The following is a 25275-nucleotide window of genomic DNA, read 5'->3' as shown; positions in this document are numbered from 1 at the left end:
ATCACGCCATCATTGGCGGCAGCCGATCCAGGTGCTTTTCGAGCGTCAGCGGGTAATCGCGCACCCGCACGCCGGTTGCATTGTACACCGCGTTGGCGATTGCGGCGCCGACTCCACAGATGCCGAGTTCGCCGACGCCCTTGGCCTTCATCGGCGAGGAGATCGGATCGACCTCGTCCAGGAAGATCACCTCCTGATACGGAATGTCGGCATGCACCGGCACCTCATAGCCCGCCAGATCGTGATTGACGAAGAAGCCAAACCGCGTATCCACCGCCAGTTCCTCCATCAGCGCCGCGCCCGCGCCCATCGTCATCGCGCCGATCACCTGGCTGCGCGCCGATTTGGGGTTCAGGATACGCCCCGCAGCACACACCGCGAGCATCCGGCGGATGCGGGTTTCGCCCGTGTAGGAATCGACCGCCGCCTCGACGAAATGTCCGGCAAAGGTCGATTGCTGGTATTTCTTGCCGAGATCGCCGTATTCGATGCCGTCTTCCGCCGAGAGGCCGGCGGCGTCCTTCAGGTCGGCGGTGCGATTGCCGCTGCGCACCTTGCCATCGGCAAAGGTCGCATCGGCCGAGTTGAACCCCAGCTTCTGCGCCACGCTCTCGCGCAATTTCATGCACGCGGCATAGACGCCCGCAGTCGAGTTGTTCGCGCCCCACTGCCCGCCCGAACCCGCGGAGACCGGAAAGTCCGAATCGCCGAGCAGCACGACGACCTTGTCGAGGGGCACGCCCATCGTCTCGGCCGCGGTCTGCGCCAGGATGGTATAGCTGCCCGTGCCGATGTCGGTCATGTCGGTGGCGACTGTCACCACGCCCTTCCGGTCGATACCGACGCGCGCGGCCGACTTCATCAGCAGGTTGTTGCGAAAGCCCGCCGCCATGCCCATGCCGACCAGCCATTTGCCGTCGCGCACCTGCGCAGGCTTCGCATTGCGCCGGTTCCAGCCGAAGCGCACCGCACCCTGGTTCAGGCACTCGATGAACTGGCGCTGCGAATAGCGGCGCTCGGGATGTTCGGGATCGACCTGGGTGTCGTTCGCGATGCGGAAGGCGACCGGGTCCATGCCCAGCTTTTCGGCCATCTCGTCCATCGCGATCTCCAGCGCCATCAGCCCCGGCGCCTCGCCCGGCGCGCGCATCGCATTGCCCTCCGGCAGGTCGAGCACCGCGAGCCGCATCGAGGTCAGCCGGTTCGCGCCGGCGTACATCAGCCGGGTCTGCGACACCGCGGTCTCGGGACCGCCGCCGGGCAGGTCGCCCGATCCGCTCTCATGCGCGATTGCGGTGATCCTGCCGTCCGGCCCGGCGCCGATGCGGATGCGCTGGATCGTCGCCGGCCGGTGCGTCGTGTTGTTGATGATGAGCGGACGTTGCAGGGCGACCTTGACCGGCCGGCCGGCCGCGCGTGCGCCCAGCGCAGCCAGGATCGCGTCGGCGCGGACGAACAGCTTGCCGCCGAAGCCGCCGCCGATATAGGGCGAGACCAGCCGCACCTTTTCCTTCGGGATGCCGAGCGTCTTGGCGACCTCGCTCTTGCCCCAGGCGATCATCTGGTTCGACGTCCACAGCGTCAGCCTGTCCCCGTCCCACGCCGCGATGGTCGCATGCGGCTCCATCATTGCGTGGCTGTGATCGGGCGTCGTGTAGGTCGCGTCGATCGTCGTCGGGGCGGCTGCAAAGGCCCGTTCGAAATCGCCGATGCGGGCGACCGGCGGCGCGGCGCTGCCTTCCCCGCTGTTCTCGCCCTTCAGCGGCGCGGTCTTGATCTCTTCCTTCAGGTCGAAGCGTCCGCCCTTGGCGCGTGCATAATCGACCCGCACCAGCGCGGCGGCGGCCCGCGCCTGTTCGAAGGTTTCGGCAACGACCAGCGCGACGGCCTGGTGATAATGTTCGATCACCGGCCCGCCCAGCAGATGCGCGGTGTTCATGTCGCCCTTGCCCAGCTTGCCCGCGCTGTCGGCGGTGACGATCGCGATCACGCCGGGCGCGGCCTTCGCCTCGGCCAGGTCGATCGCGTTGATCCGGCCCTTGGCGATCGCCGATCCGACGACATAGCCATAGGCCTGGTTGGCGACCGCATCGTGGCGTTCATAGGCATAAGGCGCGGTGCCGGTCGTCTTGAACTTGCCGTCGATGCGGTCGACCGGCTTGCCGATCACCTTCAACTGATCGATGGCATTTTCGCCTGCGGGCGTGTCGAACTTCATGCCGTCCTCGCTTCTGCGATCACTGCGGCCAGCGTGCGCTCGACCAAGGGTATCTTGAAGGCATTGTCCTCGGTCGGCTTCGCCCCGCTTAGCAGCTGTGCGGCCACCGCCTTTGCACCATGGGGCAGATGCGCCTCCGCCGCCTCGACCCGCCACGGCTTGTGCGCGATGCCGCCGATCGCGATCCGGCCGCTGCCGTCGCGCTGGATCACGCCCGCCACCGACACCAGCGCATAGGCGTAGGACGCGCGGTCGCGCACCTTGCGATAGATGTGGGTGCCGCCCACCGGCTTGGGGAGCGTCACCGCCGTGATGAGTTCGCCCGCTTCCAGATTGGTGTCGATATGCGGCGCATCGCCGGGCAACCGGTGAAAGTCCACGATCGGAACCGCACGCGTGGTGCCATCGGGCTTGACGGTTTCCACCGTCGCGTCGAGCACCCGCATCGCCACCGCCATGTCACCCGGATAGGTGGCGATGCACGCGTCGCTCACCCCGATCACCGCCAGCTGGCGGCTGTATCCGCCAATCGCCGAACAGCCCGATCCCGGCCGCCGCTTGTTGCAGGCCATGTTGGTGTCGTAGAAATACGGGCACCGGGTGCGCTGGAGCAGATTGCCCGCGGTCGTCGCCTTGTTGCGCAACTGCCCACTCGCCCCCGCAACGATCGCGCGGGTCAGCACACCATAGTCGCGTCGGACACGCGCGTCGGCGGCCAGGTTGGTGTTGGTCACCCGCGCCCCAATCCGCAGTCCGCCCTCCGGCGTCGCCTCGATACGATCTAGCTTAAGGTCACCGACATCGATCAGGTGGCGCGGCGTCTCGATCTGGAGCTTCATCAGATCGAGCAGGTTGGTGCCCCCCGCGATGAACTTTGCGCCCGGAGTCTGTAGCGCCGATGCCGCCGCCTCGGCAGGTGTCTTCGCGCGCGCATAGGTGAAGGGGATCATGCGCGTGTCTCCGCGACATCGGTCATGGCGTCCACAATGTTCGAATAGGCGCCACAGCGGCAGATGTTGCCGCTCATCCGCTCGCGCATCTCGGTCGCGCTGGCGGTGGGCCGCTCGGTCAGGCTCACGCTGGCGTGGCTCGGGATACCGGCCTTGATCTCGTCGAGCACGGCGACCGCCGAGCAGATCTGCCCCGGCGTGCAATAGCCGCATTGATACCCGTCATGCGCTACGAAGGCGGCCTGCATCGGGTGCAGCTTGTCAGGCGTGCCGAGTCCCTCAATCGTCGTAACCTTGTCGCCATCGTGCATCACCGCCAGGGTCAGGCAGGAATTGATCCGCACGCCGTCGACCAGCACGGTACACGCGCCGCATTGCCCATGATCGCAGCCCTTTTTGGAGCCGGTCAGGTGCAGATGTTCGCGCAGCGCGTCGAGCAGCGTGGTGCGCGTATCGAGCGACAGCGTGCGCCGGACACCGTTCACCTCCAGCTTGACGCTCGCCAGGGCAGGTGCGGGTGCCGACACCCCTTGCGCTTGCGCGGCAGGAACGGCGGTCACGGCAACCGTCGCCGCACTGCCCACCAATATGCCTCTGCGTGAAATGTCATGCTCTCCGCTCGTATTCATGGCGGTCGCTTCTCCCGTGGCGCGTCGGCGCGTCATATGTGCAGGTTAGTCGACCGGACGGTGTCGATACAATGGGCCAACTCCCGGACGCCTGCTTTGTTGCAGCGCGGTGGAGCGATCGCGCGGGGGGCTCGTTAAGCGCGCGCAATCAGGAGCGACGACATGGCGATCTTCAACAAGGATATGGTGCAACTGGCCACCGCGAACGACTTCTTCCAGAAGGAGGTATATCTCGATAGCAACGTCCAGATCGTCTTGATGACCATCCCTGCCGGCGAGGACATCGGTATGGAAACCCACCGCGCGGATCAAACTACCTTCTTCGTCGCAGGCGAAGGGCAGGCGATCGTCGACGGTCATCGCACAAAGGTAACGCCGAACCACATGATCGTGATTCCCAAGGGCGCCGAACACAATATCGTGAACAAGGGTACGGAGCCGCTCAGGCTGTTCTCGGTCTATGCACCCCCGGCCGAACCGGCGGGCGTCGCGCACCGGACCAAGGCGGAGGCCGAAGCCGCCGAGGAAGGGTTCATCTCGCGCGCGGCCAAGAAGGTCAAGGCAGCGGTGAGCGGATGACGACCAAGTCGGGCCAGCCGCCGGCGGGCAGGCCGGTCCCCAGCGGACGGCTGTCCCGGCTTAGCGCCTTCGGCCGTCTGGCCGGGGGCGTCGCCGGCGGCGTCGTGGCCGAAGGTGCGAGACGATTGGCCGCCGGTGAGCGGCCCAGGATGGGCGACCTGTTGCTCACGCCCGTCAATGCCGCGCGCGTCGCCGATCAACTCTCCCACCTGCGTGGTGCGGCGATGAAGCTGGGTCAGATGATCTCGATGGACGCAGGCGACATCCTGCCGCCCGAACTGACAGCGATCCTGGCGCGGCTGCGCGAGGGCGCGCATCACATGCCACCCAGGCAGCTCGATGCTGTGCTGGCGCGCGAATGGGGCACGGGTTGGCGCGCAAGGTTCGCGCATTTCCAGGCGCACCCGATCGCCGCCGCCTCGATCGGTCAGGTCCACCGCGCCCGCACCCGTGACGGGCGCGACCTGGCGATCAAGGTGCAATATCCGGGCGTGCGCGAGAGCATCGACGCGGACGTCGACAATGTCGCCACCCTGTTGCGGATAACCGGGCTGCTGCCGCGCGAACTCGACTTCGCACCGCTGCTGATCGAGGCCAAGCGGCAGCTGCATGAGGAAGCCGACTACCGGCGCGAGGGCGCAATGCTGGAACGCTTCGGCACCTTGCTCGCCGGCGATGCACGCTTCGCCCTCCCGGCCTTGGTGCCCGAACTCACCACCGATCACGTGCTTGCGATGACCTTCGTCCAGGGCGTGCCGATCGAGACACTGGAGGACGCGCCGCAGGAGGTTCGCGACCGGCTCGTGACCTCGCTGATCGCGCTGGTCCTGCGCGAACTGTTCGACTGGGGCCTGATGCAGACCGATCCCAATTTCGCCAATTATCGGTGGCAAGCAGAGACGGGCCGGCTGGTCCTGCTGGACTTCGGTGCGGCACGGCCAGTGCCCGCCGAGACGGCTCACGCCTATCGTGCGCTCCTGCTGGCGGGGCTGAGCGGTGACCGCGATGCCGTGCGCGAAGCCGCCGTGACGACCGGATTCCTCGGCGAAGCAGCGGTTGCCCGGCACCGCCCGCTGGTCGATCGCATGATCGACGTAGTGCTGGGCGAACTCAATCGCGCCGGCCCGTTCGACTTCGGCGACCGCGCCTTCGTCGCCGCCTTGCGCGAGCAGGGTATGACGATGGCGGCCGACCGTGCGACCTGGCATCTCCCGCCCATCGAGACGCTGTTCGTGCAACGCAAGATCAGCGGCACGGCGCTGCTCGCCGCACGGTTGAAAGCCTGCGTCGACGTCAGAACGATGATCGCGGACGCACTTGGCAGGGAACAACGAACTGCACCCGGTACTGTGCAGCCGACGCATTGAAGGATGACGACGATGGCCGACGAACGCTCCGCAACCCTGGTCCGCATGGTCCTGCCCGATCACACCTGCCCCTTCGGCGTGCGCGCCAAGCAGATGCTCGAAGGGGCCGGGTTCACGGTCGAGGATCGCCTTCTGGAGTCGCGCGACGAGGTGGAGGCGTACAAGAGCGAGGAGGGCGTTTCGACCACGCCGCAGATCTTTATCGACGGCGAACGCATTGGCGGCAGCGACGATCTCGAACGGTATTTGGCCGCGCGGGGCTGAGCTTCAGCTGTCCAGTTTCGTCAGCACGAACGCCAGTAGGAAGCCGACGACGGCGATCAGCCCGGTATATTCATGGGTGCTCTCGGTCGCTTCGGGGATCATCGTGTCCACCAGCATGGCCAGGATCGCGCCAGCCGCAACCGCAGTGACCGCGGCGATCACCTCGGGGCTGCTCCCCGCCAGCGCGACATTGCCGACCATCGCCGCGATTCCGGACATGGCCGCGATGCCGCCCCACACGCCGAAGACGTAGCCAGCGCTTCGCCCGGCCTTCTTCATGCCCGCGGCGCTCGACAGCCCCTCGGGCACGTTCGACAGGAACACCGCCGCCACCGTGACCGCGCTGACGGCGCCACCGCCAATCAGGCTCACACCGATCACGACCGATTCCGGAATACCGTCGAGCAGCGCACCGATCGCGATCGCGGCGCCCGAGTCCGTATTCGCGTGTGGCTGACTGGCGTCCGGATTCGACCCCGATCGTTTGCGGTGTTGCGCGCCGCGTCGAGACACGATCACGTTGGCGACTGTATAGATGCCCGCGCCACCCAGGAAGCCGATGGCCGTCGAATCGAAGCCACCCTGGTGAAAGGCCTCGTCCATGAGGTCGAATGCGACGGCGGAGATCAGCACCCCCGAACCGATCGCCATGATCGCTGCGATCAGCCGCTGCGGCAGTGATACGAGCCAGGCGATGCCCGCGCCCACGACCAGTGCTGAACCCCCGACAAGTCCCCAGAAGCCAGCTTCGATCATCCCCGACATGGTTGATGCCTCGCGCTCATTGCGCAGGAACGCCGGGCGCTCCGCCGGGTGCCATCAGTCCCTGTGCGCGAACCAGATGACGTGGCGCGGTCCCTTGCCGTTGCTGCGCGCACGCACCGCCACTTCATCGGTGCGAAAGCCGGCATGTGTCAAGCGGCGCGCGAAGGACGCGTCAGGCCCGGCGGACCACACCGCGAGCACACCGCCCGGGCGAAGCGCCATACGCGCCGCGCCAAGGCCGCGCGGTGCATAGAGCCGGTCGTTGCCCTCGTGGGTCAGCGCGTCGGGGCCGTTGTCGACATCGAGCAGGATCGCATCATACGTGCCGCGCGCGCGTTCGATGACGGCCGCCACGTCGTCGCGGATCAGCCGCACACGCGGATCGTCCAGGCACCCGGCGGTCAGCGCGCCCATCGGCCCGCGCGCCCATTCGATGATCTCGGGCACCAGTTCGGCGACGGTAATCTGCGCATCCGATCCTAATACCGCGAGCGCCGCCCGCAGGGTGAACCCCATGCCATAGCCGCCGATGAGGATGTGAGGCGATGCCGAGCCGATCCGCGCGCAGGTCATCGTCGCCAGCGCTTCTTCCGATCCGCTCATCCGGCTGTTCATCAGTTCGTTGCGGTCGAGGACGATCATGAAGTCCCCGCCGCGGCGGAACAGCCGCAGCGTCTCGCCGCCGGGGACGGAGGCGGTGTCGATCAATTCGCGTGGCGTCATGGCAGTCGCCTTCGCCGTGCAGTCGGGCGGTGACAAGTCCCGCGGCCGACGCGCCCTATTTTATCGTCGTCATCTCGACCGCCTTGCCCTTGGCAGACGGATTGGACGCATTCTGCTTGGGCGGCTTTTCCGCCTTGGGCTTGCGCACTTCGCGATTGGACTTCTTCTGACTCTTCGCCATGATGCCTCCTGATGCGGGTGCGCAAACCGCCAAGCTATCTCGCGCGTTTCTTGCGCGCGGCGTAACGCGCGTCGCGCGCGGCTTTGCGCTCGGCCTCGGTCAAAGTCGGTGCCGTAGGTGTGGCGGTGGCGCGTGCCTCGGCCTCAGCCTGAATCTTTGCAGCGAACTCGGCTTCTGCCACGCGCTTGCGCTCGGCGGCTTCCTCTTCGCGAGCGCGGCGCTCTGCGGCACGCTTTTCGGCTTCGGCCGCACGCTTGGCGGCCTCGGCCTCTTCACGGGCAAGGCGCGCGGCGTTGCGCTGTGCAAGCTCCTCGGCCGAGGGCTTGGGCTTGTCACGGAGCTTGGCAAGCGCCTCGCTCCTGGCGCGGTTGGCATTGGCCACCCGCTCTTGAAATCCGGGTTCCTTGAACGACGGCATGTAGGGTCGTAATCCTATATTATTGGTAGCGGGCGAGCCGTGTCGGCGTCCGCTGTACCGGGCCGGCGATTACCTTGGAGCCATAGGCTTTGGCAATATCGGCGGTGTCCTCGGCATTGTTCATCACGACCCGGACGCCGCCGGAATGCAGCGTTTCGATCGCGCTGATCGCGATCTTGCGCTTGGCGCAGGTGGCGATGACATGTGCCTCGGTGGCATTGACGTTGATCGCTCTCGACACAGGCGTCTCCGGGTTGCTTGCGGCCGCGCAAGCGGCGCCATCTTTCGACAGCGGCGCGGGGCCCTGAAAAAAACGACGGCGGACAAAAAGGCGATGGCGGAACACCATTTCGGTGTCCCGCCACGCATCAGGTCATGCGGCCTGAAGGTTCACCGCGGACGTCTTGCCGCGACGATCGGTTTCCAGTTCGTAGGAAACGCGCTGGTCCTTGTCGAGGGTCGCCATGCCGGCGCGCTCTACGGCCGAGATGTGCACGAACGCATCGCCGCCACCGCCCTCAGGCGCAATGAAGCCATAACCCTTGTCGGCATTGAAGAACTTGACGGTTCCGATAGTCATAGGGAATTCCTTTGTCCCATGTATGACGGGCATGCACCAACCGCGGCGCATCCCGGCTTCGTTGAGGCTAGAAAGGGACAAGGGGGAGCCGAAGGCGGCCCCATATCCGTCGCATGCGACGTAAGCCCCCTCCATATAGGGCAAGACGCACCGATTTGGAAGGGCAGGCACCGACTTTAAGCCCGAAAAGGCTGCGGGTGCGCCGGATACAGCCGGCTTCGGTCGACGCGAGCAGCGCGACGGCAGGACGAGCAGGCTCCGCATGGCGTCAGCCGGCGTCCACCCGCGCCAGCCGCGGGCTGAGCAGATGGACAGCGAGCAGCGCCACGAAATAGGCGCTTCCTGCGATCCCGAAGAGAATGGAATAATTGTCCCCGGTGCTGTCCAGAATGTAGCCGGTGAACAGCGCCATGCCCATGCCGCCGATCGCACCCACCGTCCCGCCGATCCCCACGACCGATCCGACTGCGCTGCGCGGAAACATGTCGGAGGGGATGGCGTAGAGATTGGCGGAAAACGCCTGATGCGCTGCCGTCGCCAGGCCGATCACGCCGACGGCGCCCCAGACGCTGGTGATCCCTTGCGCGAAGAAGATCGGCAGCACGCAACAGGCGCAGACGAACATGGTGGCCTTGCGCGCGAAATTCGGCGTGCGCCCCGATGCGATCAGCCGTGATGACATCCATCCCCCCGCGATGCTGCCAAAGTCGGAAATCAGATAGATTGCCGCCAGCGGCAGGCCGAAGGTCTTCAGGTCCAGATGATATCGCTCGAAAAGATAGCCCGGCAGCCAGAACAGAAAGAACCACCAGATCGGGTCAATGAAGAACTTGCCCAGCGCATAGGCCCAGGTTTCGCGGATCGTCGCGACCTTGGCCCAGGGCATCGGCTCGACCGGATCGGCGGCGTCCTGCTGGATATACGCCAGTTCGTCGGCGCCGACGCGGGGATGCTGGCCAGGATGACGATAGATCGCCAGCCAGGCGACTAACCACAGGATGCCGAAGACGCCGGTGATGTAGAAGGCGACGCGCCAGTTGAAGGTGAGCACCAGGAACGGCACCAGCAAAGGCGTCACGATCGCGCCGACGTTCGCGCCGGCATTGAACAGCCCGATCGCATAGGCTCGTTCGCGCTGCGGAAACCAGTCGGTCACCGCCTTGATCCCTGCCGGAAAATTGCCCGATTCGCCGATACCCAGGCCAAAGCGCGCCATCGCGAAGGTAATGATGCTGCTCGCTAGCCCGTGCGCCATGTGACTGATCGTCCAGACCAGAATGGCGATCGCATATCCGGCCCGCGCGCCGAAGGCGTCGACGATCTTGCCGAAGCCGAGGTAGCCGATCGCATAGGCGAGCTGAAACCAGAAGATGATGTGGGCGAAATCGCGTTCGGTCCAGCCGAACTCGCCCTGCAGCGTGGGCTTCAGCACGCCGATCATCTGCCGGTCTATGTAATTGATCGCGGTCGCCGCAAAGAGCAGCGCGCAGATCACCCAACGGTATCGTCCGTTTGGCGCCAGTTCCCGCGAAACTCCCGGCCTGTCCGCAGCCCCGGCCACGCCCCCCCTCGGTGTCGCCATTATCCGTCTCTCCCGTCGGCCCGTTTCGGGCCTTGTGCTGCACCCTATCGGGCCGTGATCGGGCAGGCTACAGCCAGCCGGCCCTGGAAGCGACCCTCGACCCGGGTTCGCAAGGCAAGTTCGACAGTGCGCTGGCCGATCGCACGCAAGCTCATCGCGGGCAGCGATGACGAGGGCGAGGACCACGTCGAGGAGCCGTCGCTGTTTCCTTCGGCACTGATCCGCCGTAGTTCGGTGGCGGCACCGTCGGAGTGACTTGAACCGTATTCGACACGGGTTACCGGAAGCGCGCCGCGCAAGTGGGATGCGATGGAGAGGAGGAGGAATGATGGCAAAGTCCCTGGTGCTGCACCCCGATCGGTTGTTCCCCGCCGATCCCTCCACCCGGGCCATCGCGCGCGCGCTCTATGCAGAGATCGCCGACCTTCCGATCGTCAGCCCACATGGCCACGTTGATCCCGCCTGGTTTGCGGATGATGCGCCCTGGACCGATGCGACGACCTTGCTGCTCGCGCCCGACCATTACCTCTACCGCATGCTCTACAGCCAGGGCGTCGATCTCGACGCGCTGGCGATCCCGCGCCGCGATGGCCGGCCGGCGACCGATCCGCGCGCGGCGTGGCGGTTGCTGGCGTCGCACTACCACCTGTTCCGCGGCACGCCGTCGCGCCTGTGGCTCGATCACGTCTTCGCCGACGTCTTCGGCATCGACGTGGCGCTCGACGCATCGTCTGCGGACCTGTATTTCGACGCGATCGGAGACGCGCTGGCGACCGACGCCTTCCGCCCCCGCGCGCTGTTCGACCGTTTCCGGATCGACTTCCTTGCGACCACCGAGGGTGCGCAGGACGACCTTGCCGCCCACCGCCGTATCGCCGGATCGGGTTGGAAGGGCAGGGTGGTCACGACGTACCGCCCGGACGGCGTGATCGACGTGGAGCACGAGGCGTTCCGGCCCGCGATGGCGCGCTTTGCCGAACTGACCGGCGAGGACGTCTACAGCTGGTCCGGCTACCTTGCCGCCCATGCCAAGCGCCGCGCCGATTTTCGCGAGGCTGGCGCTACCGCGACCGACCACGGTCATCCCACCGCCGCGACCGCCAACCTGTCGCGGGCGGAATCGGAGGCGTTGTTCGCGCGCATCCTGGGCGACGCCTGGACCGCCGCCGACGCCGAATTGTTCCGCGCCCAGATGCTCACCGAAATGGCGGGCATGTCCGCCGAAGACGGCATGGTGATGCAGATCCATCCCGGGGCGTCGCGCAATCACAATGCCGGCCTGTTCGCCAGCCACGGCCGCGACAAGGGCGCGGACATGCCGACGCGCACCGATTACGTCGGCGCGCTCAAACCCCTGCTCGATCGCTTCGGCACCCACGCGCGGCTGTCCATCATCGTCTTCACGCTGGACGAGAGCACCTATGCACGCGAGCTGGCGCCGCTGGCGGGGCATTATCCGTGCCTGAAACTCGGCCCGGCCTGGTGGTTCCATGACAGCCCGGAGGGCATGCTGCGTTTCCGCGAGGCGACGACCGAGACGGCCGGCTTCTACAACACCGTCGGTTTCAACGACGACACCCGCGCGTTCCTCTCGATCCCCGCGCGTCACGACGTGGCGCGCCGGATCGACTGCGGCTTCCTCGCACGGCTGGTGGCCGAGCATCGGTTGCAGGATTGGGAGGCCGTGGAACTGGCGCACGAACTGACCAGCGGCCTCGTCCGCCGCGCCTATCGCATCGATGGCGACGGGCTCGCGCGCTGATGGGCCGGCTGCTGTGCTTCGGCGAGATCATGCTGCGGCTTTCGCCTCCGGGCCGCGAACTGCTGATGCAGACACCGCGTCTCGACGTCTGGGTTGCCGGTGCCGAAGCCAATGTCGCGACCCAGCTGGCGCGGCTCGGCCATGACGTGGCCTTCGCCAGCGTGGTGCCAGATAACGATCTGGGGCGTGCCGCGATCACGACCTTGCGGGGGCACGGTGTCGATACGCGTCACATCGCGCTGCAGGGCGATCGGATGGGGCTGTATTTCGTCACCCCGGGCGCAGGCATGCGCGCCACCGAGGTCATCTACGATCGGGCGCATTCGGCCTTTGCACAAGCACCTGCCGAGGGATGGGACTGGGATGCGCTGCTGACCGGGATTGACCGGCTGCACCTTTCCGGGATCACCCCCGCGCTGGGGCCGGTGCCCGCGGCAAGCGCGTTGGCGGCGGTACGCGCCGCGTCCGATCGGGGCATCGCGATCTCTTTCGACGGCAATTGGCGCGGCAAATTGTGGGAGCAATGGGATTTGGACCCACGCAGTATCCTGACCGAACTTGTAGCCCATGCCGACCTGATGTTCGGCAACCACCGCGACATCGCGCTGCTGCTGGGGCGTGATTTTTCGGGCGAGGCCGAAGTGCGCCACCGCGCGGCGTGCGAAGCGGCGTTCGAAGCCTTCCCGCGGCTTCGGACGATCGCCTCGACCGCGCGCACCGTCGAGCACGTCGATCTCAATCGCCTGTCCGCGCGCATCGACACCCGCGATTCGCATGCGCAGACCGGCGAAGTCGTACTCGCCGGAATCGTCGATCGCATCGGCGGCGGCGACGCATTTGCGGCAGGCGTGCTCCACGCGTTGCGCAATGGTCAGGACATTGCCGGGGCCGCCACCACCGGCCTTGCACTCGCCGCGCTGAAGCATTCGCTGCCGGGCGACGCAGGCCTGTTCCGCCAGGCCGATGTGAACGCCTACCTCGCAGGTGGGCTGGATGTCCGCCGCTGATAGGCTGGTTGAAACGCGGTGAGGCCGGGTCTGGCGGGCACAGCTTGCCCCTTTGCGCATCGGCGATGATGCGCTAGGCGCGGCGCGACGGCATCATCAGAGTAACCGCCATTCGCCAGATCGCCGCCTTGCCCTATCGCACCGAAGGATCGCCGGTCGACGGCGGCGTGCGCGTGCTGCTGGTCACCTCGCGCACCACCCGCCGCTGGGTGATCCCGAAGGGCAACATCGGCACCGGCATGGCCCCGCACGCCGCCGCAGCGCAGGAGGCCGAGGAGGAGGCGGGCGTGCGCGGTGCGATCTGTCCGACCGCGCTCGGCAGCTATCGCTATCGCAAGCGGCGGGGCAGCGGTGCCTCGTTGATGGTGGATGTCGACGTTTTCCCGCTGGCGGTAACCAATGAACTGGATCGCTGGAAGGAGCAGGGGGAGCGCGAGCGCCGCTGGTTCTCGCTTGCCGACGCCGCGGATGCGGTCGAGGAAAGCGATCTGCGCGAACTTATCCGGTCGTTCAGCGCGACCGAGTTCAAGGCTGCCGCCCGGCGGATGTCCATGCTCGGCCGAGTGGCCGCAAAATCGAAGGTCGGATCGATGTTTTCCTGGTTTCAGCGCCTGCTCCCGAGGACGGGCAATTTCTTCGAGATGTTCGAAGCCCATGCACGAACGGTGACGACGGGGGCGGAGGCGATGTGCCGCCTGCTCCAGGGCGGGCCATCCGGCGCGGAGCATATCCGCGAGGTGATCGAGCGCGAGCATGATGCCGACGAGATCACCCGCGAGGTTCTCCAGACCGTCCGCCGGACCTTCCTCACCCCCTTCGATCGCGGCGCCATCACCTCGCTGATCGGCGCAATGGACGACACGATCGACGAGATGCAGGCCGCCGCCCAGGCGATCGACCTGTATCAGGTGACCGACTTCGCGCCGGAGATGAAGGATATGGCCGCGATCATCGTCGATGCGGCGCGGCTGGCTGCCGAGGCGATGCCGCTGCTCCGCGATGTCGCGCAGAACGGCGTGCGCCTCCACGAACTCACCGAACGGCTGGTCCGGATGGAGGGCCATGCGGATGAAATCCACGTCGCCGGCCTCAAACGCTCGCTGCGCGATCACGGCACCACCGACACGCTGCGCTTCGTCGTGGAGCGCGAAATCTACAAGCATCTCGAACGGATCGTCGACGCGTTCGAGGATGTCGCCAACGAGATCGACGGCATCGTCATCGACCACTCGTGACGCTGCGCCCGTCCCATGCATGAACTCGCCTTTCCCCTGCTCGTCGGCCTCATCGGGGTCGCGCTCGCGTTCGATTATCTGAACGGGCTGCACGACGCCGCCAATTCCATTGCCACCGTGGTCGCGACCCGGCTGCTGTCGCCGGTCAAGGCGGTGCTGTTCGCCGCGATATTCAACTTCGCCGCGTACTTCCTGACGATCGCCTTCCCCAGCCTCCACGCCGTGGCCGAAACGATCGGCAAGGGCCTGGTGGACAAGGACGTCATCACGCCCGCGGTGATCTTCGGCGCACTGGGCGGCGCGATGTTCTGGAACATCGTCACCTGGATGCGCGGTATTCCGTCCTCCAGCAGCCACGCGCTGGTTGGCGGGCTGATCGGCGCGGGGGTCGCGCATGCCGGCATCGGCGGCATCCAATGGACCGGACTCAACAAGACCCTGCTGGCGATCGTCCTTTCGCCGATGCTGGGGATGATGCTCGCGATGCTGGTCATGCTGGTCAGCAGCTGGGCACTGGTCCGCGCCACCGCCGTCCAGGCCGAACGCAGCTTCCGCGCGCTGCACCTGGTGTCGTCGGCGGCCTATTCGCTAAGTCACGGGCTGAACGATGCCCAGAAGACGATGGGGATCATCACCGTCCTGCTCTATTCGACCGGACGGCTTCAGGGGCCGTTCGAGGTGCCGCATTGGGTGGCGATCAGCTGCTATGTCGCGATCGCGCTCGGCACGATGACCGGTGGGTGGAAGATCATCGAGACGATGGGTTCGCGCATCACAAAGCTGTCGCAGCACCAGGGGTTCAGCTCCTCGCTGGCCGGTTCGATGGTGCTGTTCACGGCATCCGCACTCGGCATCCCGGTGTCGACCACACATACGATCACCGGCGCGATCATCGGCGCGGGCACCGCCCGCCGCGCGTCCGCCGTGCGCTGGGGCGTGGCGCGCACCGTGGTGATCGCGTGGATCGTCACCATCCCCGCATCGGCCGCGGTGGGCGCCGCCTTTTACGGCCTCACGACGCTGTTCTAGAGTCGTTTCGCTACCAGGTTGATACGCGATTAGCCTCTCCCTTTACGGGCAGGTCCATCGCATATCACCTTTCAGAGTTTATGGGCCTTGATTAGCGAACGCCTCCCGGCGAAGGCCGGGGCCCAGTGCACAGGTCGTGCGACGTCAGGACGAACCTTATCCGTCCAGTTATGCCGCCTGGGCCCGGCCTTCGCCGGGGAGGGGGCGATTTACATCCACGGACTGCGCCATATACAATTCCCCTCCCCCTGAAGGGAAGGGGGAGAGCAAAGCTGGTCGCGAACGACCCGAGCGCTATTTCCCCCCGGCCGCGATCCAGCGGTCGATCTTGGCCTCCAGCACCGGCATCGGCAGCGCGCCCGAATCGAGCACCTGTGCATGGAAGGCGCGCGGATCGAACTTGGTGCCGAGCGCCGCCTTAGCCTTCGCCTTGGCGCGCAGGATGGTCAGCTGCCCGATCTTATAGGCCAGCGCCTGCCCCGGAATCGCGATGTAGCGCTCGACCTCCGCGGTCGCATCGGTGCGGCCCATCGGGGAATTGGCGAGCATGTAGTCGATCGACTGGTCGCGGCCCCATCCCTTGGCGTGGATGCCGGTATCGACGACCAGGCGCATCGCGCGCAGCATCTCGTCGCTCAGCCCGCCCATCCGCTGGTACGGGTCGGTTTCCACGCCGAGTTCGGGCCACAATGTCTCGGCATACAGCGCCCACCCTTCGGCATAAGCCGTGTTGCCGCCGAAGCGCATGAAGGCGGGCAGCGCCGCATTCTCCTGCGCCACGCTGATCTGGAAATGATGCCCCGGCACCGCTTCGTGCAGGTACAGGGTCTCCATCGTCCACAGATAGCGCGACGGCAGGTCGTAGCTGTTGTAATAGAATACCCCCGGCCGCGATCCGTCCGGGGTGCCGCCCTGATATGATCCGCCGGCGTCGGTCTTTTCCTTGAACGGCGGCACCGCACGGATTTCGAGCGGAGTCTTGGGGATGAGCGAGAATTGCTCGCGAATGCGCGCATCGACGCGCTTGCCGATCGCGAAATAGCCATCGCGCACCTGCGTCGCCGACTGCGGCTGGAACCGTTTGTCGGTGCGCATGAAGGTGAAGAACTCGGGCAAACTGCCCTTGAACCCGGCCTTGGTCTTCTGCGCCTCCATTTCCCCCAGGATTCGCGAGACCTCCGACAGGCCGAGCCGATGCACCTCCTCCGCCTTCAGCGGCAGCGTGGTGTTGGATTCGATCAGATACGCATACAGCCTCTCACCGCCAGGCATCCCGCTTAGGCCCACGCTGTCGCGCGCTGCGGCCAGATAGGTGTTGGCCAGGAAGTCGCGCATCCGCCGTTCGGCGGGCAGGATCACGTCGCGAATCTGCGCGGCGTAAGCGGCACGCAGCCGCGCCTGATCGGCGGCGGCGATGCCGGTGGGAAAGGTCTTGATCGGGCCGGCGAAGGTCGATGCCTCGACGCCTTCCTTGATGAGCATGTCGAACTGCGCGATCACATTGCGCACGACCAGCTTGGGCTGGACCACGCCGGTTTTCATGCCCTGGCGAAAGCGGACGATCGCGGCGTCCAGCAACGCGGCATATTGCGCGTTGCGCATCAGATTGTTCTCGTAATCCGCCAGCGTCTTGAACGGTGCCGCGCCGATCCCCGACGCGAATTCGGGATAGAAGGTCTGGAAACCATAGAAATGATCGAGCGGGCGGACGACCGTCAGCGCGACGATCTCCGGGCTGAGCCCGCGCAGCGCCACCTGCGTCTGGTTCTGGAAGACGTCATAGGCGAGCTTGTCGACCGCGGTCAGCTTGGCGCGGTCGATCGCGTTCAGTCCGCGCAGATCGGCCTCCGCCGCGCTGCGCTCGGCCGCAATGGCGCGATCGGACAGCGGATCGCCGAGCCGGTCGGCATAGCGCAGGTCGCCGCGAAAAATCGCCTGGATTGGATTGCGCTTCAGGCTCGCCTCGTCGCTGTCGTAGAACAGCCGCTTCAGCCGCGCGTCCTCCGGGCCGTCGCCGGGCTGCGCCACCGGCGGCGGCAGCGCCTGCGCAAGCGCCGGGGTGGCGGTGGAAAGCGACATCAGCGCGAGCGCAAGAGCCTTGGGAAGCAAGCCGGTATCCTCGAATGACATGCGCGCTTCGTATGGGGCATCGCGCCACCGGGCAAGGGTCGCGCGATGCGGCCTTGCCGGGAACGGGCTTCGGCACCACATTACCTCGCGATGTCGATAGCGATACTCTTCTCTCTGGCCCTTGTCTCTCTGGCCATGCCTGGGCAATCAGCCGCTGCGCAGGGCGCCTGCCCCGCCGCAGGTGGCGCCGCGGTGCAGGTGGACGTGGCCGGGTTCAAGAACCGCGCGGGCGCGGTCCGCGTGCGGCTGTTCGGCCCGCCGGTCGAAAGCTATTTCGACAAGAAGCGCGCGCTGGTCCGCACCGAGATCCCGGTGCCGGCATCGGGTCGCGTGGCCATCTGCGTGCCCGTGTCGCGCCCCGGCCTTTATGCGATCGACGTTCGCCACGACGCCAACGGCAACGGCAAGACCGACCGCAGCGACGGCGGCGGCGCCTCGGGCAATCCCAGGCTGGGGCTGCTGGACGTACTGCTCGGCCGCAAGCCCGATCCGGCCAAGGTCCAGGTACGCGTCGGCGGTGGCGTCACCCACGTGCCGGTCACGCTGATGTATCTGCAGGGCGGTGTGTTCAGGGCGTGGTCGTAAGCGTCGGTTTCGCTTGAAACCACTGCACGATAGCGTCGGCTGCGCGCTGCGATGCCGGGATGTCCGACCGCAGGAATGTCGCCGACCGCGCCGCCTCCTGCGCCGCGCGATAGGCATCTGGCTGGGTCAGTGCGCGATCCAGTGCCGCCGGCAGATCGGTGATTTCGCGCACGACGTCGCCCAGCTGCCAATGTGCGAAATCGGCGTTGCCGCGCCAGTCGGCACCGCTGGCATCCAGGAAGATGGCCGGCCGCGGCCGCACGATCCATTCGTAAATCTGGCTGCTGGCGTCCCCCAGGTAGATGTCGGCGGCACGCGTATAGGTCATGTCGATAGACCGCGTGCTGCCTCGATCGACGATGATGTGGGGCAATCCGCAATACCGTGCCGGCACCTCGCGGCGCCAGCGTATCAGGCGATGTTCGACCGACGCATGAAGACGACGCTGGAACAGCATGACATGCGGTGCGAAGATCAGGTTGAACCGCGACTGACCCGCGAACCACTCGATCACATCTTGCCCCATCGTGTACCAGGACGAAAGAAGCGGGTCGAAATGCGGGTTGTACAGCACCGTAGGGCGATCGTTGTCGAACAGCCTGGGCGGCGGCGGCGCGTCTTCGATCGTGTCGAACTTCGGATAGCCGATCACCGCGTGATTGTCGGGTCGAAGCAGCCCGCCAGCGAGCATGCGGTCACGCACCTTCGTGCCCGACAGCAGCACGAGGTCAAACCCGCGCATGACGGGGCGGAACCCAACCGACCGGTCACCTGCGCCGTGAGGGATCCACACGAACTTCAGCCCGACCAGCCCGAAGCGATCACGCAGCAGCAGCGAGGTCGTCTCCGGCGTCACCAGCACGTCGAGCGCCGCGAACGCCGAAAGATTCTCGCGCAGCACCGCCACCCGGCGAAACGGGGCGACGAAGCGCAATCCGCGATCCAGCGCCTCGGCGACCCGGCCAATCCGCAGATCCACGAAGCGGACGGAGGTCGCCGCGTCGCCGATGAGCAGGCGAACCCGTGCTTCCTGGTTGGGCGATGATGTCAGGACGGTCACTTCCACCCCGGCATGGCGCACCAGTTCGGCGATGACCGGCGCTGTGTGGCTGATCTGATGCAGGGCATCGTGATTATAGAGGAAGCCGACCTTCATCGTGCGAGAAACGCGACGATGGCCTCTGCCGCCCGCCGGGCTGCGCCCGGACTGGTATCCCCCAGGCTCTCTGCGGCCATCGCCGCCTGACGATCGCGGTACAGCGCGTGGCGCGCGGGTGCGGCATGGATCGCGGCCATCAGATCGGCCGGATCGTCGACGACATCGCCCAGATGCCAATGCGCGAAGCTGGGATCATCGCGCCAGTCGATCCCGTGCGCGTTCAGGAAGACGCACGGCCGCGGCACGGCCAGGAACTCGTAGACCTGGCTGCTGACATCGCCGACGTAGATATCGGCTGCCGCGGCATAGCTCATGTCGACCGAACGATCCGATCCCGGATCGACCAGCACGTTTCCGGTGCTGCGCGCGCGCCAGCGTCCGCGAACCGCCTCGCTGCGCCGGCGGAACAGCTTGACGTGCGGTGCGACGATCAGGTTCATCCGCTCATCCTTGGCAAATCCGGCCAGCATCGGTTCGATGAACCGTTGCCAGGAGGTCAGGCGCGGTTCCTTGTGCGCGTTGTATAGAGCGATCGGGCGATTCTCGGCGAAGGCAACGGGGGCGGTTTCGGCGATGCGGCTCGCGGTGTCGAGCTTGACCGATCCGGTCAGCGCATGATCGCCCTCCCGCACCAATCCTTGCTCCAGCATGCGACGCGCGGTCTTGCGTCCCGCCAGAAGCACGAAGTCGAACGTCGCGATCCGCGGAATGTAGCCGCGCGCGCGGTCGCCGAAGCCGTGCGGGCTATAGATCAGCCGCGGGTGCCGCGCACCCAGCCGGCGCAGGGCCGCGACGGTGTTCTCGACCGCGAATACCGCGTCGTAGCCGTCGAGTTCGGCCACATTGTCGCGCATCACCAAATCCTTGAACATCCCCAGCATCCGCAGCTGCTGCAGCGCGCGCGTGGGCAGGGAGCGATGCAGCCGCCGGTAGTCCGCAGGCGGTGCGTCATAGGCGGCCCGGACGCGCTCCAGATGGTGCGGCGTTTCAGGATCGTTGAAATAACTGGTGACGCTCACGCCCGGCACTCGCGCGAGTTCGATGGCGATGGCCGCGCCGTGATAGCATTGGTACGCTTCTGCGATATAGAGGAAGGCGATACGCATGCAGCCTGCTGTAGCGCGAGCACGATTGGAAGAAAGCCGTTGAAATCGCCCCTCGGGCACCAGACTCCGTTCGGGCGCGCGCTTCGCAACGTCGGTTGGTTGCTGACCGGCAAGGGGGTCGGTGCGGTGCTCAGCATCGTCTATCTCGCGCTCGTCACCCGCTCGCTGGGCGTCGAGAAGTTCGGCCAGTTCACGCTCGTGCTCAGCACCGCGCAGGCGGTGGCCGCGCTGGTCGGTTTCCAGACGTGGCAGATCGTGGTGCGCTACGGCATGGAGCACCGCGGGCGGGGAGATGTCGGCGCCCTTGGCCGGCTGGTGCGTTTTTGCGCCATGCTCGATCTCGCGGGCGCGCTTGTCGGTTGCCTGATCGCAGGCATCGCGTTGCAGGTCATCCGCTCGCGCCTGGGTTGGTCGATCACCCAAACGCAACAGGGCATGCTGTTCTGCGTCGTCCTGTTGCTGTCGGTACGATCCACCGCGGTGGGCATCCTGCGCCTGCACGATCGCTTCGCGCTGGGCGCGGGTGCCGATGCGGTGACGCCCGTCGTCCGCTTCGTCGGCGCGCTGGCGGCGGTGTGGACCAAGGCGACGGTCAGCGGCTTCCTGGTCGCCTGGGCGGTGTCCGAACTGATGACCGCCCTGGTCTATTGGATCGGCGCGACGCGGACCGCGCCGGGCCTGTTCGGGCGCTGGCGCGACACCATGCGCGCGCCGATGGAGAATGCGGGGCTGTGGCATTTCGCCCTTGTCACCAACGTCAACTCGACGCTCGGCGCCGCCAGCCGCCAGTTCGTCGTCGTGCTCGTGGGCCTGTTCACCGGAGCGGCGGCGGCGGGCAACTACCGCCTGGCCTATCAGCTCAGCCAGTCGCTGGTCCGCCTGTCCGACGTTTTCGCACGCGGCATCTTCCCCGAATTCTCCCGCGCTCATGCCGGTGGCGCGAAGGCGGGGGAGGGATTGCTGACGCTGGTCCGGCAATCCACCCGGCTGGCGACCGGCGTGGGGCTGGTGACGTGCGTGCTGGTGCCGATCCTCGGCCAGCCCGCGCTGCTGCTGATCGCAGGCCAGAGCTACATCGGCGCCTACCCGATCCTCGTCATCCTGGGCATCGCGGCGGGGTTGGACATCATGGCGGCGGGTTTCGAACCCGTGCTGATGGGCACCGGGCGGGCAGGGCAAGTCCTCGGCATCCGGACGATCGCCACTGCCGCGCTGTTCGGCGGGGTCGTGCTGCTGATGCCCAGGTTCGGCGTGTTCGGTGCGGGGATCGCGACGTTGATCGCATCGGCTTTGGCGTTCGCGCTGTTCGCGCGCGCCGCCATCAGGGTGACGCGCGGCGTGGCCGCGGCACGGCACCGGACGTGAATATCGACTGATTGCGACGATCCGTGCCGCTACGCGTGGCGCCGCCGTCTCCCACCCCAAAAGCGCCACAATTCGCGCGCGATACCGAAGCGGTCGGGAACCATCGCGTCGTGGCAGCTCTTTGCTACATCCGTATGACCCCGTAATGACGTTTCGGAGAATGTGCCGTTCATGACGCCTGACCTGTCGCTGAGGCTGGACCGCACGGGGGGCGGCGCGTTGCGCCTGCCGGACGATTTCGTCGCGCTTCCGACGCATCGGCTTGAACGATATCGCCTCGCGCCGCGGCGCGGGCTGAAGATCGGCGTGATCCGCAACGCAAAGGCGCGCCGCAACATCGATCGCGCGGGTCCGCATGCCACGCTCGACGCCGATTGCGCGATGCCGCTGTCCTACGACGAACTCCACCGCGTACTCGCGACTTTCGCGCGCGACGGCATCAGCGCGCTGGTCATCAACGGCGGTGACGGCACCGTCCGCGACGTACTGACCGCCGCGGCGCGCTATTTTCACGACGGCTTTCCCCGCATCGCGCTCGTGCCGTCGGGCAAGACGAACGCGCTCGGCTATGATCTGAACATCCCGAAGGGCTGGACCGAACAGGCCGCGATCGAGGCACTGCGTGCGGGGCGGGTCGAACAGCGGGCGCCGCTGGAGATTTGGCGCAGCGGCGCTCGCCATGCGGAACAGCGCGGCTTCATCTTCGGCGCCGGCGCATTCGTGCGTGCCACTGCGCTGGCGCAGGACACCCATCGCCTGGGCGCCTTCAATGGACTGGCGGTCGGCCTCTCGGTCGCAGGCGCCATTGCTCAGACGATTTTCGCAGGCGGCGACAACGTCTGGCGGCGCGGCACCCGGATGCGCATCGCACCCGCCCATGCGAACGCGACCGATGGCGCCCGGTATCTGCTGTTCGGATCGACGCTTCACCGCCTCCCGCTCGACATCCGGCCGTTCGGTCGCCCGCGCGCCGGCCTGAAGACCCTGACGATCGACGCACCGCCGGCCAGGCTGGCGCGCGCGCTGCCGTCGGTTCTCGCCGGCTATGATCTTCCCCCAGGCGGTGGTTATCGCCGCGACGATGGCGAGGCGTTCGCGCTCGCGATCGACGGGGATTTCATCCTCGACGGAGAAACCTTCGCGGGCGGCGACATGATCCTGCGCCACGGCGCGCCGATCCGCTTCGCCGTGCCGTGACCGACCGGCTGACCGCGATGCTCTCGCGGGAGCTTGCGGCGGCCGTCCCCGACGAGATCGCGAGCGCCGCGGCGACTTTGGCGGAGGAACTGGGCGGGGTTGCGGTGCTGTTCTACGGATCGGTCCTGCGCACGGGCGATCTCGACGGCGTGCTCGATTTCTACGTCCTGACCGCCGCTGCCCGCGGATCGCCGCTGCGCCGCGCGGGCCTGCGCTGGCTCTGGCCTGACGTCAGCTTTCACGAACTTCACGTCGGCTGTCGCCTGGTGCGCGCCAAGGTCGCGACGATGCCGATCGAAACCTTCGAGCAAGCCTGTCGCGGCGCCTTCGTCGACACGACGGTCTGGACGCGGTTCGTTCAGCCGGCCGCCCTGGTCTGGCAGGACGGGGAGGGGAGTGCCGCCCGTGTCCGCACCGCCATCGCCGACGCGGCGATCACCGCGGCGCGCTTCGCTGCGGCGCTCGGGGCCGCACGGGGCGAACCGCTCGACTATTGGGCCGCGCTGTTCCGCCAGACCTACCGCGCCGAACTCCGCGTGGAGGCGCCGGGCCGCGAGCGCGAAATCCTGCGCCACGATCCCGCACGCTACGCCGCGCTGCTGCCCGCCGCATGGGCAGCGGATGGCATAGCCTGTGACCGCACCGACGGATTGCTCGTGCCCCGGCTCGATCCGGGGCGTCGCCGCACTATCGTGCGCGCATGGCGGAAACGGGCGCGGTTGGGCCGACCGCTCAATGTCGCCAGGTTGGTCAAGGCAGCCTTCACCTTCGAAGGCGCGGCGCGCTATGGTCTGTGGAAGGTCGCGCGGCACACCGGCGTCGATCTGCCGCTCACGCCTTGGCGAGAGCGGCATCCGATACTCGCCGCGCCGGGCGTCTTCTGGCGCGTATTGCGGGCGCGGCGTCCATGACCCCGCCGGCGCGCTTCGACGCGATCGTCCTCGCCGGGTCGCGCGGCGGCGCCGATCCGCTCGCGGAATATGCCGGGGTCGCGGACAAGGCGCTGATCCAGATCGGTGGTCACACCATGCTCGCGCGGGTCGTCTCGGCGCTGCGAGAGGCGGGGGCGAGGCGCATCCTCGTCGTCCATTCCTCCGATGCGGTTCGCGATTCCGCCCTCACGCTCGGTGCCGAGATACTTGCCGGCGCCAGCGGCCCGAGCGAGAGCGCCGCGCGCGCGCTCGACCTGCTCGGCGCCCCCGTCCTGCTCACCACCGCGGATCACGCGCTGCTGCGGCCCGAGTGGATCACCGCCTTTCTCGCCGCCGTCCCGCCCGACGCCGACGTCGCCGCCCTGCTCGCCAGCCGCGCCGTGATCGAAGCGGCGGTGCCCGAGACGAAGCGCACGTACCTGCGCTTTGCCGACGGCGCTTGGTCCGGCTGCAACCTTTTCTGGCTCGCCACCCCGCGCGCGGGGGAAGCGATCGGCTTGTGGCGGGAGGTCGAGGGTGATCGCAAGCGCCCGTGGCGGATCGTCCGCCGGCTGGGGCCACGCCTGCTGCTGCGCTATCTCGCCGGGCGGCTGCCGCTGTCCGCCGCGCTCGCCCACATCGGTGCGCTCGCGGGGGTGCGCGCAGCAATGGTGGCGAGCGACTTCGGCCTCGCCGCGGTCGATGTGGACAAGCCCGCCGATCTCGATCTCGTCCGCCGACTGCTGGCGTAGAGGGTCAGCGCGGCGGATCGAAAAGGAAGCTGTTGATGCTAAGCCGCCCCGTCTGCGGATCGGCGGGGAGCAGGGTGCCCGCCGCGATATGGGCGCAATGGAGCGCGTGGCTGCGATAGATGAGCGCGCGATTGGGCCGTGCTTCATAGGCGGCGATCTGCTCATACAGCGGCGTGTCGCCCGCTATATACGCCGCCGGGGGCAGGCCGTGCTCGGCCACCCCCGTCCGCAACGCTGCATCGAACGCGGGGAACCGCGCCGCATCGACCGTCTCGAACCCCGTCTTGCGCTGCCGGTAGAATGCGGTGCCGCCCTGATCGGCGCCCGAGAGATAGATCAGGATCGCCAGCCGGTCCGGCTCCAGCCCGTCGACATGCGGCAACCGCTGGATCGGTGCCAACGCCTCGGGCGGAGTGGTGACGATCGAGAAATAACATTCGAACACCTGCGGCACCGGCGCCAGCGCGAAGGTGTCGCCGATCAGCGCGGCCAGTTCGACCCGCATCTCGATCGCCGCCGCTGCGGGGACGAGCGCGCGCAATCCGGGATAATGCGGCCCGATCTGCCGGTACGCCGCCTGCGCCGCCAGATCGCGCCAGCGCTCCGGCGCCGCCAGCATGTCGTCGATCACGATGACCGGCTGCGCTTCGCTGCCCTGGTGCTCGACGCGGACCGCGGCGTGTGGATTGAGTAGGGTCATTGTGCCCGCTTGTTCCACCATTCGTCATCACCGCGCAACGCCGGGTCGTGCGGCGAACGCCTTCGCCTCCGTCAATCCTTT

27 protein-coding genes are annotated in these 25275 nt (G+C 67.0%); 13 read left to right on the top strand and 14 right to left on the bottom strand.

Going from position 1 to position 25275, the window contains the following annotated elements:
* Position 1 precedes the first annotated feature (1 nt).
* The 3 genes from paoC to paoA are packed head-to-tail and all read right to left on the bottom strand — an operon-like array spanning position 2 to position 3797.
* Complete coding sequence (paoC, locus tag VF643_RS01610) at positions 2-2218, bottom strand: aldehyde oxidoreductase molybdenum-binding subunit PaoC (RefSeq protein WP_331041612.1); 2217 nt, start codon at positions 2216-2218, stop codon at positions 2-4.
* Positions 2215-3168, bottom strand: a complete 954-nt coding sequence (locus VF643_RS01605; protein WP_331041611.1) for a xanthine dehydrogenase family protein subunit M — start codon at positions 3166-3168, stop codon at positions 2215-2217. The genes paoC and VF643_RS01605 overlap by 4 nt, the downstream gene beginning before the upstream one ends.
* Positions 3165-3797, bottom strand: a complete 633-nt coding sequence (gene paoA, locus VF643_RS01600) for an aldehyde dehydrogenase iron-sulfur subunit PaoA (RefSeq protein ID WP_331041610.1) — start codon at positions 3795-3797, stop codon at positions 3165-3167. The genes VF643_RS01605 and paoA overlap by 4 nt, the downstream gene beginning before the upstream one ends.
* A 162-nt stretch (positions 3798-3959) precedes the next feature.
* Between paoA and VF643_RS01595 the strand changes: the two genes are divergently transcribed.
* From VF643_RS01595 to VF643_RS01585, 3 genes are read left to right on the top strand one after another with little or no spacing between them, the layout of a single operon-like run.
* Positions 3960-4376 carry a cupin domain-containing protein gene (locus tag VF643_RS01595; protein ID WP_331041609.1) on the top strand — a complete coding sequence of 139 codons (417 nt, stop codon included), beginning with the start codon at positions 3960-3962 and terminating at the stop codon, positions 4374-4376.
* Positions 4373-5743, top strand: a complete 1371-nt coding sequence (locus VF643_RS01590; RefSeq protein WP_331041608.1) for an AarF/ABC1/UbiB kinase family protein — start codon at positions 4373-4375, stop codon at positions 5741-5743. The genes VF643_RS01595 and VF643_RS01590 overlap by 4 nt, the downstream gene beginning before the upstream one ends.
* Before the next feature lie 12 nt (positions 5744-5755).
* Entirely contained in the window at positions 5756-6007 is a 252-nt protein-coding gene (locus VF643_RS01585) for a glutaredoxin domain-containing protein (protein ID WP_331041607.1), read from the top strand.
* A gap of 3 nt (positions 6008-6010) precedes the next feature.
* On the opposite strand, the gene VF643_RS01580 is transcribed toward VF643_RS01585, so the two are convergent.
* From VF643_RS01580 to VF643_RS01550, 7 genes are all read right to left on the bottom strand, one after another.
* The gene (locus VF643_RS01580; RefSeq protein ID WP_331041606.1) at positions 6011-6772 is read right to left on the bottom strand and encodes a ZIP family zinc transporter; all 762 of its coding nucleotides are present in this window, start codon (positions 6770-6772) and stop codon (positions 6011-6013) included.
* A 54-nt stretch (positions 6773-6826) separates the two neighbouring features.
* Positions 6827-7495 (bottom strand): spermidine synthase, encoded by a 669-nt coding sequence (locus VF643_RS01575; RefSeq protein WP_331041605.1) that lies wholly within the window; start codon positions 7493-7495, stop codon positions 6827-6829.
* A 55-nt stretch (positions 7496-7550) separates the two neighbouring features.
* Positions 7551-7676 carry a hypothetical protein gene (locus VF643_RS01570; protein WP_331041604.1) on the bottom strand — a complete coding sequence of 42 codons (126 nt, stop codon included), beginning with the start codon at positions 7674-7676 and terminating at the stop codon, positions 7551-7553.
* 34 nt (positions 7677-7710) lie between these two features.
* Positions 7711-8094 carry a DUF6481 family protein gene (locus tag VF643_RS01565; protein ID WP_331041603.1) on the bottom strand — a complete coding sequence of 128 codons (384 nt, stop codon included), beginning with the start codon at positions 8092-8094 and terminating at the stop codon, positions 7711-7713.
* A 19-nt stretch (positions 8095-8113) separates the two neighbouring features.
* A complete protein-coding gene (locus tag VF643_RS01560; protein WP_331041602.1) occupies positions 8114-8443 on the bottom strand; it encodes a hypothetical protein in 330 nt (109 codons plus the stop codon).
* 24 nt (positions 8444-8467) lie between these two features.
* Complete coding sequence (locus tag VF643_RS01555; protein WP_331041601.1) at positions 8468-8674, bottom strand: cold-shock protein; 207 nt, start codon at positions 8672-8674, stop codon at positions 8468-8470.
* 268 nt (positions 8675-8942) lie between these two features.
* A complete protein-coding gene (locus VF643_RS01550) occupies positions 8943-10169 on the bottom strand; it encodes an MFS transporter (protein ID WP_414713762.1) in 1227 nt (408 codons plus the stop codon).
* 213 nt (positions 10170-10382) lie between these two features.
* Between VF643_RS01550 and VF643_RS01545 the strand changes: the two genes are divergently transcribed.
* The 5 genes from VF643_RS01545 (at position 10383) to VF643_RS01525 (ending at position 15289) form a co-directional block, all read left to right on the top strand.
* Positions 10383-10511 carry a hypothetical protein gene (locus VF643_RS01545; RefSeq protein WP_331041599.1) on the top strand — a complete coding sequence of 43 codons (129 nt, stop codon included), beginning with the start codon at positions 10383-10385 and terminating at the stop codon, positions 10509-10511.
* A gap of 73 nt (positions 10512-10584) precedes the next feature.
* On the top strand, positions 10585-12018 hold the full coding sequence (gene uxaC, locus VF643_RS01540; protein ID WP_331041725.1) for a glucuronate isomerase: 1434 nt from the start codon (positions 10585-10587) through the stop codon (positions 12016-12018).
* The gene (locus tag VF643_RS01535) at positions 12018-13025 is read left to right on the top strand and encodes a sugar kinase (protein ID WP_331041598.1); all 1008 of its coding nucleotides are present in this window, start codon (positions 12018-12020) and stop codon (positions 13023-13025) included. Before uxaC ends, VF643_RS01535 begins: the two co-directional genes overlap by 1 nt.
* 128 nt (positions 13026-13153) lie before the next feature.
* Positions 13154-14260, top strand: a complete 1107-nt coding sequence (locus VF643_RS01530) for a DUF47 family protein (protein ID WP_331041597.1) — start codon at positions 13154-13156, stop codon at positions 14258-14260.
* 15 nt (positions 14261-14275) lie between these two features.
* Positions 14276-15289, top strand: a complete 1014-nt coding sequence (locus VF643_RS01525; RefSeq protein WP_331041596.1) for an inorganic phosphate transporter — start codon at positions 14276-14278, stop codon at positions 15287-15289.
* 294 nt (positions 15290-15583) lie between these two features.
* On the opposite strand, the gene VF643_RS01520 is transcribed toward VF643_RS01525, so the two are convergent.
* A complete protein-coding gene (locus tag VF643_RS01520; RefSeq protein WP_331041595.1) occupies positions 15584-17419 on the bottom strand; it encodes a DUF885 domain-containing protein in 1836 nt (611 codons plus the stop codon).
* A 135-nt stretch (positions 17420-17554) separates the two neighbouring features.
* Between VF643_RS01520 and VF643_RS01515 the strand changes: the two genes are divergently transcribed.
* Positions 17555-18004: a DUF2141 domain-containing protein gene (locus tag VF643_RS01515; protein ID WP_331041594.1), complete on the top strand. Its 450-nt coding sequence runs from the start codon at positions 17555-17557 to the stop codon at positions 18002-18004.
* Here the strand turns inward: VF643_RS01515 and VF643_RS01510 are convergent.
* The gene (locus VF643_RS01510; RefSeq protein WP_331041593.1) at positions 17988-19160 is read right to left on the bottom strand and encodes a hypothetical protein; all 1173 of its coding nucleotides are present in this window, start codon (positions 19158-19160) and stop codon (positions 17988-17990) included. The two genes, VF643_RS01515 and VF643_RS01510, sit on opposite strands and share 17 nt — an antisense overlap.
* Complete coding sequence (locus VF643_RS01505) at positions 19157-20269, bottom strand: hypothetical protein (RefSeq protein ID WP_331041592.1); 1113 nt, start codon at positions 20267-20269, stop codon at positions 19157-19159. The genes VF643_RS01510 and VF643_RS01505 overlap by 4 nt, the downstream gene beginning before the upstream one ends.
* A 39-nt stretch (positions 20270-20308) precedes the next feature.
* Here VF643_RS01505 and VF643_RS01500 point away from each other — a divergent pair, with 39 nt between their 5' ends.
* The 4 genes from VF643_RS01500 to VF643_RS01485 all read left to right on the top strand — a co-directional run bounded on the left by VF643_RS01500 (position 20309) and on the right by VF643_RS01485 (position 24494).
* Positions 20309-21634 (top strand): lipopolysaccharide biosynthesis protein, encoded by a 1326-nt coding sequence (locus tag VF643_RS01500; protein ID WP_331041591.1) that lies wholly within the window; start codon positions 20309-20311, stop codon positions 21632-21634.
* 171 nt (positions 21635-21805) lie between these two features.
* The gene (locus VF643_RS01495; protein WP_331041590.1) at positions 21806-22831 is read left to right on the top strand and encodes a diacylglycerol kinase family protein; all 1026 of its coding nucleotides are present in this window, start codon (positions 21806-21808) and stop codon (positions 22829-22831) included.
* A complete protein-coding gene (locus tag VF643_RS01490) occupies positions 22828-23742 on the top strand; it encodes a hypothetical protein (protein WP_331041589.1) in 915 nt (304 codons plus the stop codon). The genes VF643_RS01495 and VF643_RS01490 overlap by 4 nt, the downstream gene beginning before the upstream one ends.
* Positions 23739-24494: a nucleotidyltransferase family protein gene (locus VF643_RS01485; protein ID WP_331041588.1), complete on the top strand. Its 756-nt coding sequence runs from the start codon at positions 23739-23741 to the stop codon at positions 24492-24494. The genes VF643_RS01490 and VF643_RS01485 overlap by 4 nt, the downstream gene beginning before the upstream one ends.
* 4 nt (positions 24495-24498) lie before the next feature.
* On the opposite strand, the gene VF643_RS01480 is transcribed toward VF643_RS01485, so the two are convergent.
* Entirely contained in the window at positions 24499-25194 is a 696-nt protein-coding gene (locus VF643_RS01480) for a DUF6445 family protein (RefSeq protein ID WP_331041587.1), read from the bottom strand.
* Between the last annotated feature and the right edge of the window lie 81 nt (positions 25195-25275).

The organism is Sphingomonas sp. (assembly GCF_036387595.1).
Lineage (GTDB): Bacteria > Pseudomonadota > Alphaproteobacteria > Sphingomonadales > Sphingomonadaceae > Sphingomonas.
Note: the sequence above shows the minus strand (reverse complement) of the source record. Positions and strands in the feature narration are given on the sequence as shown.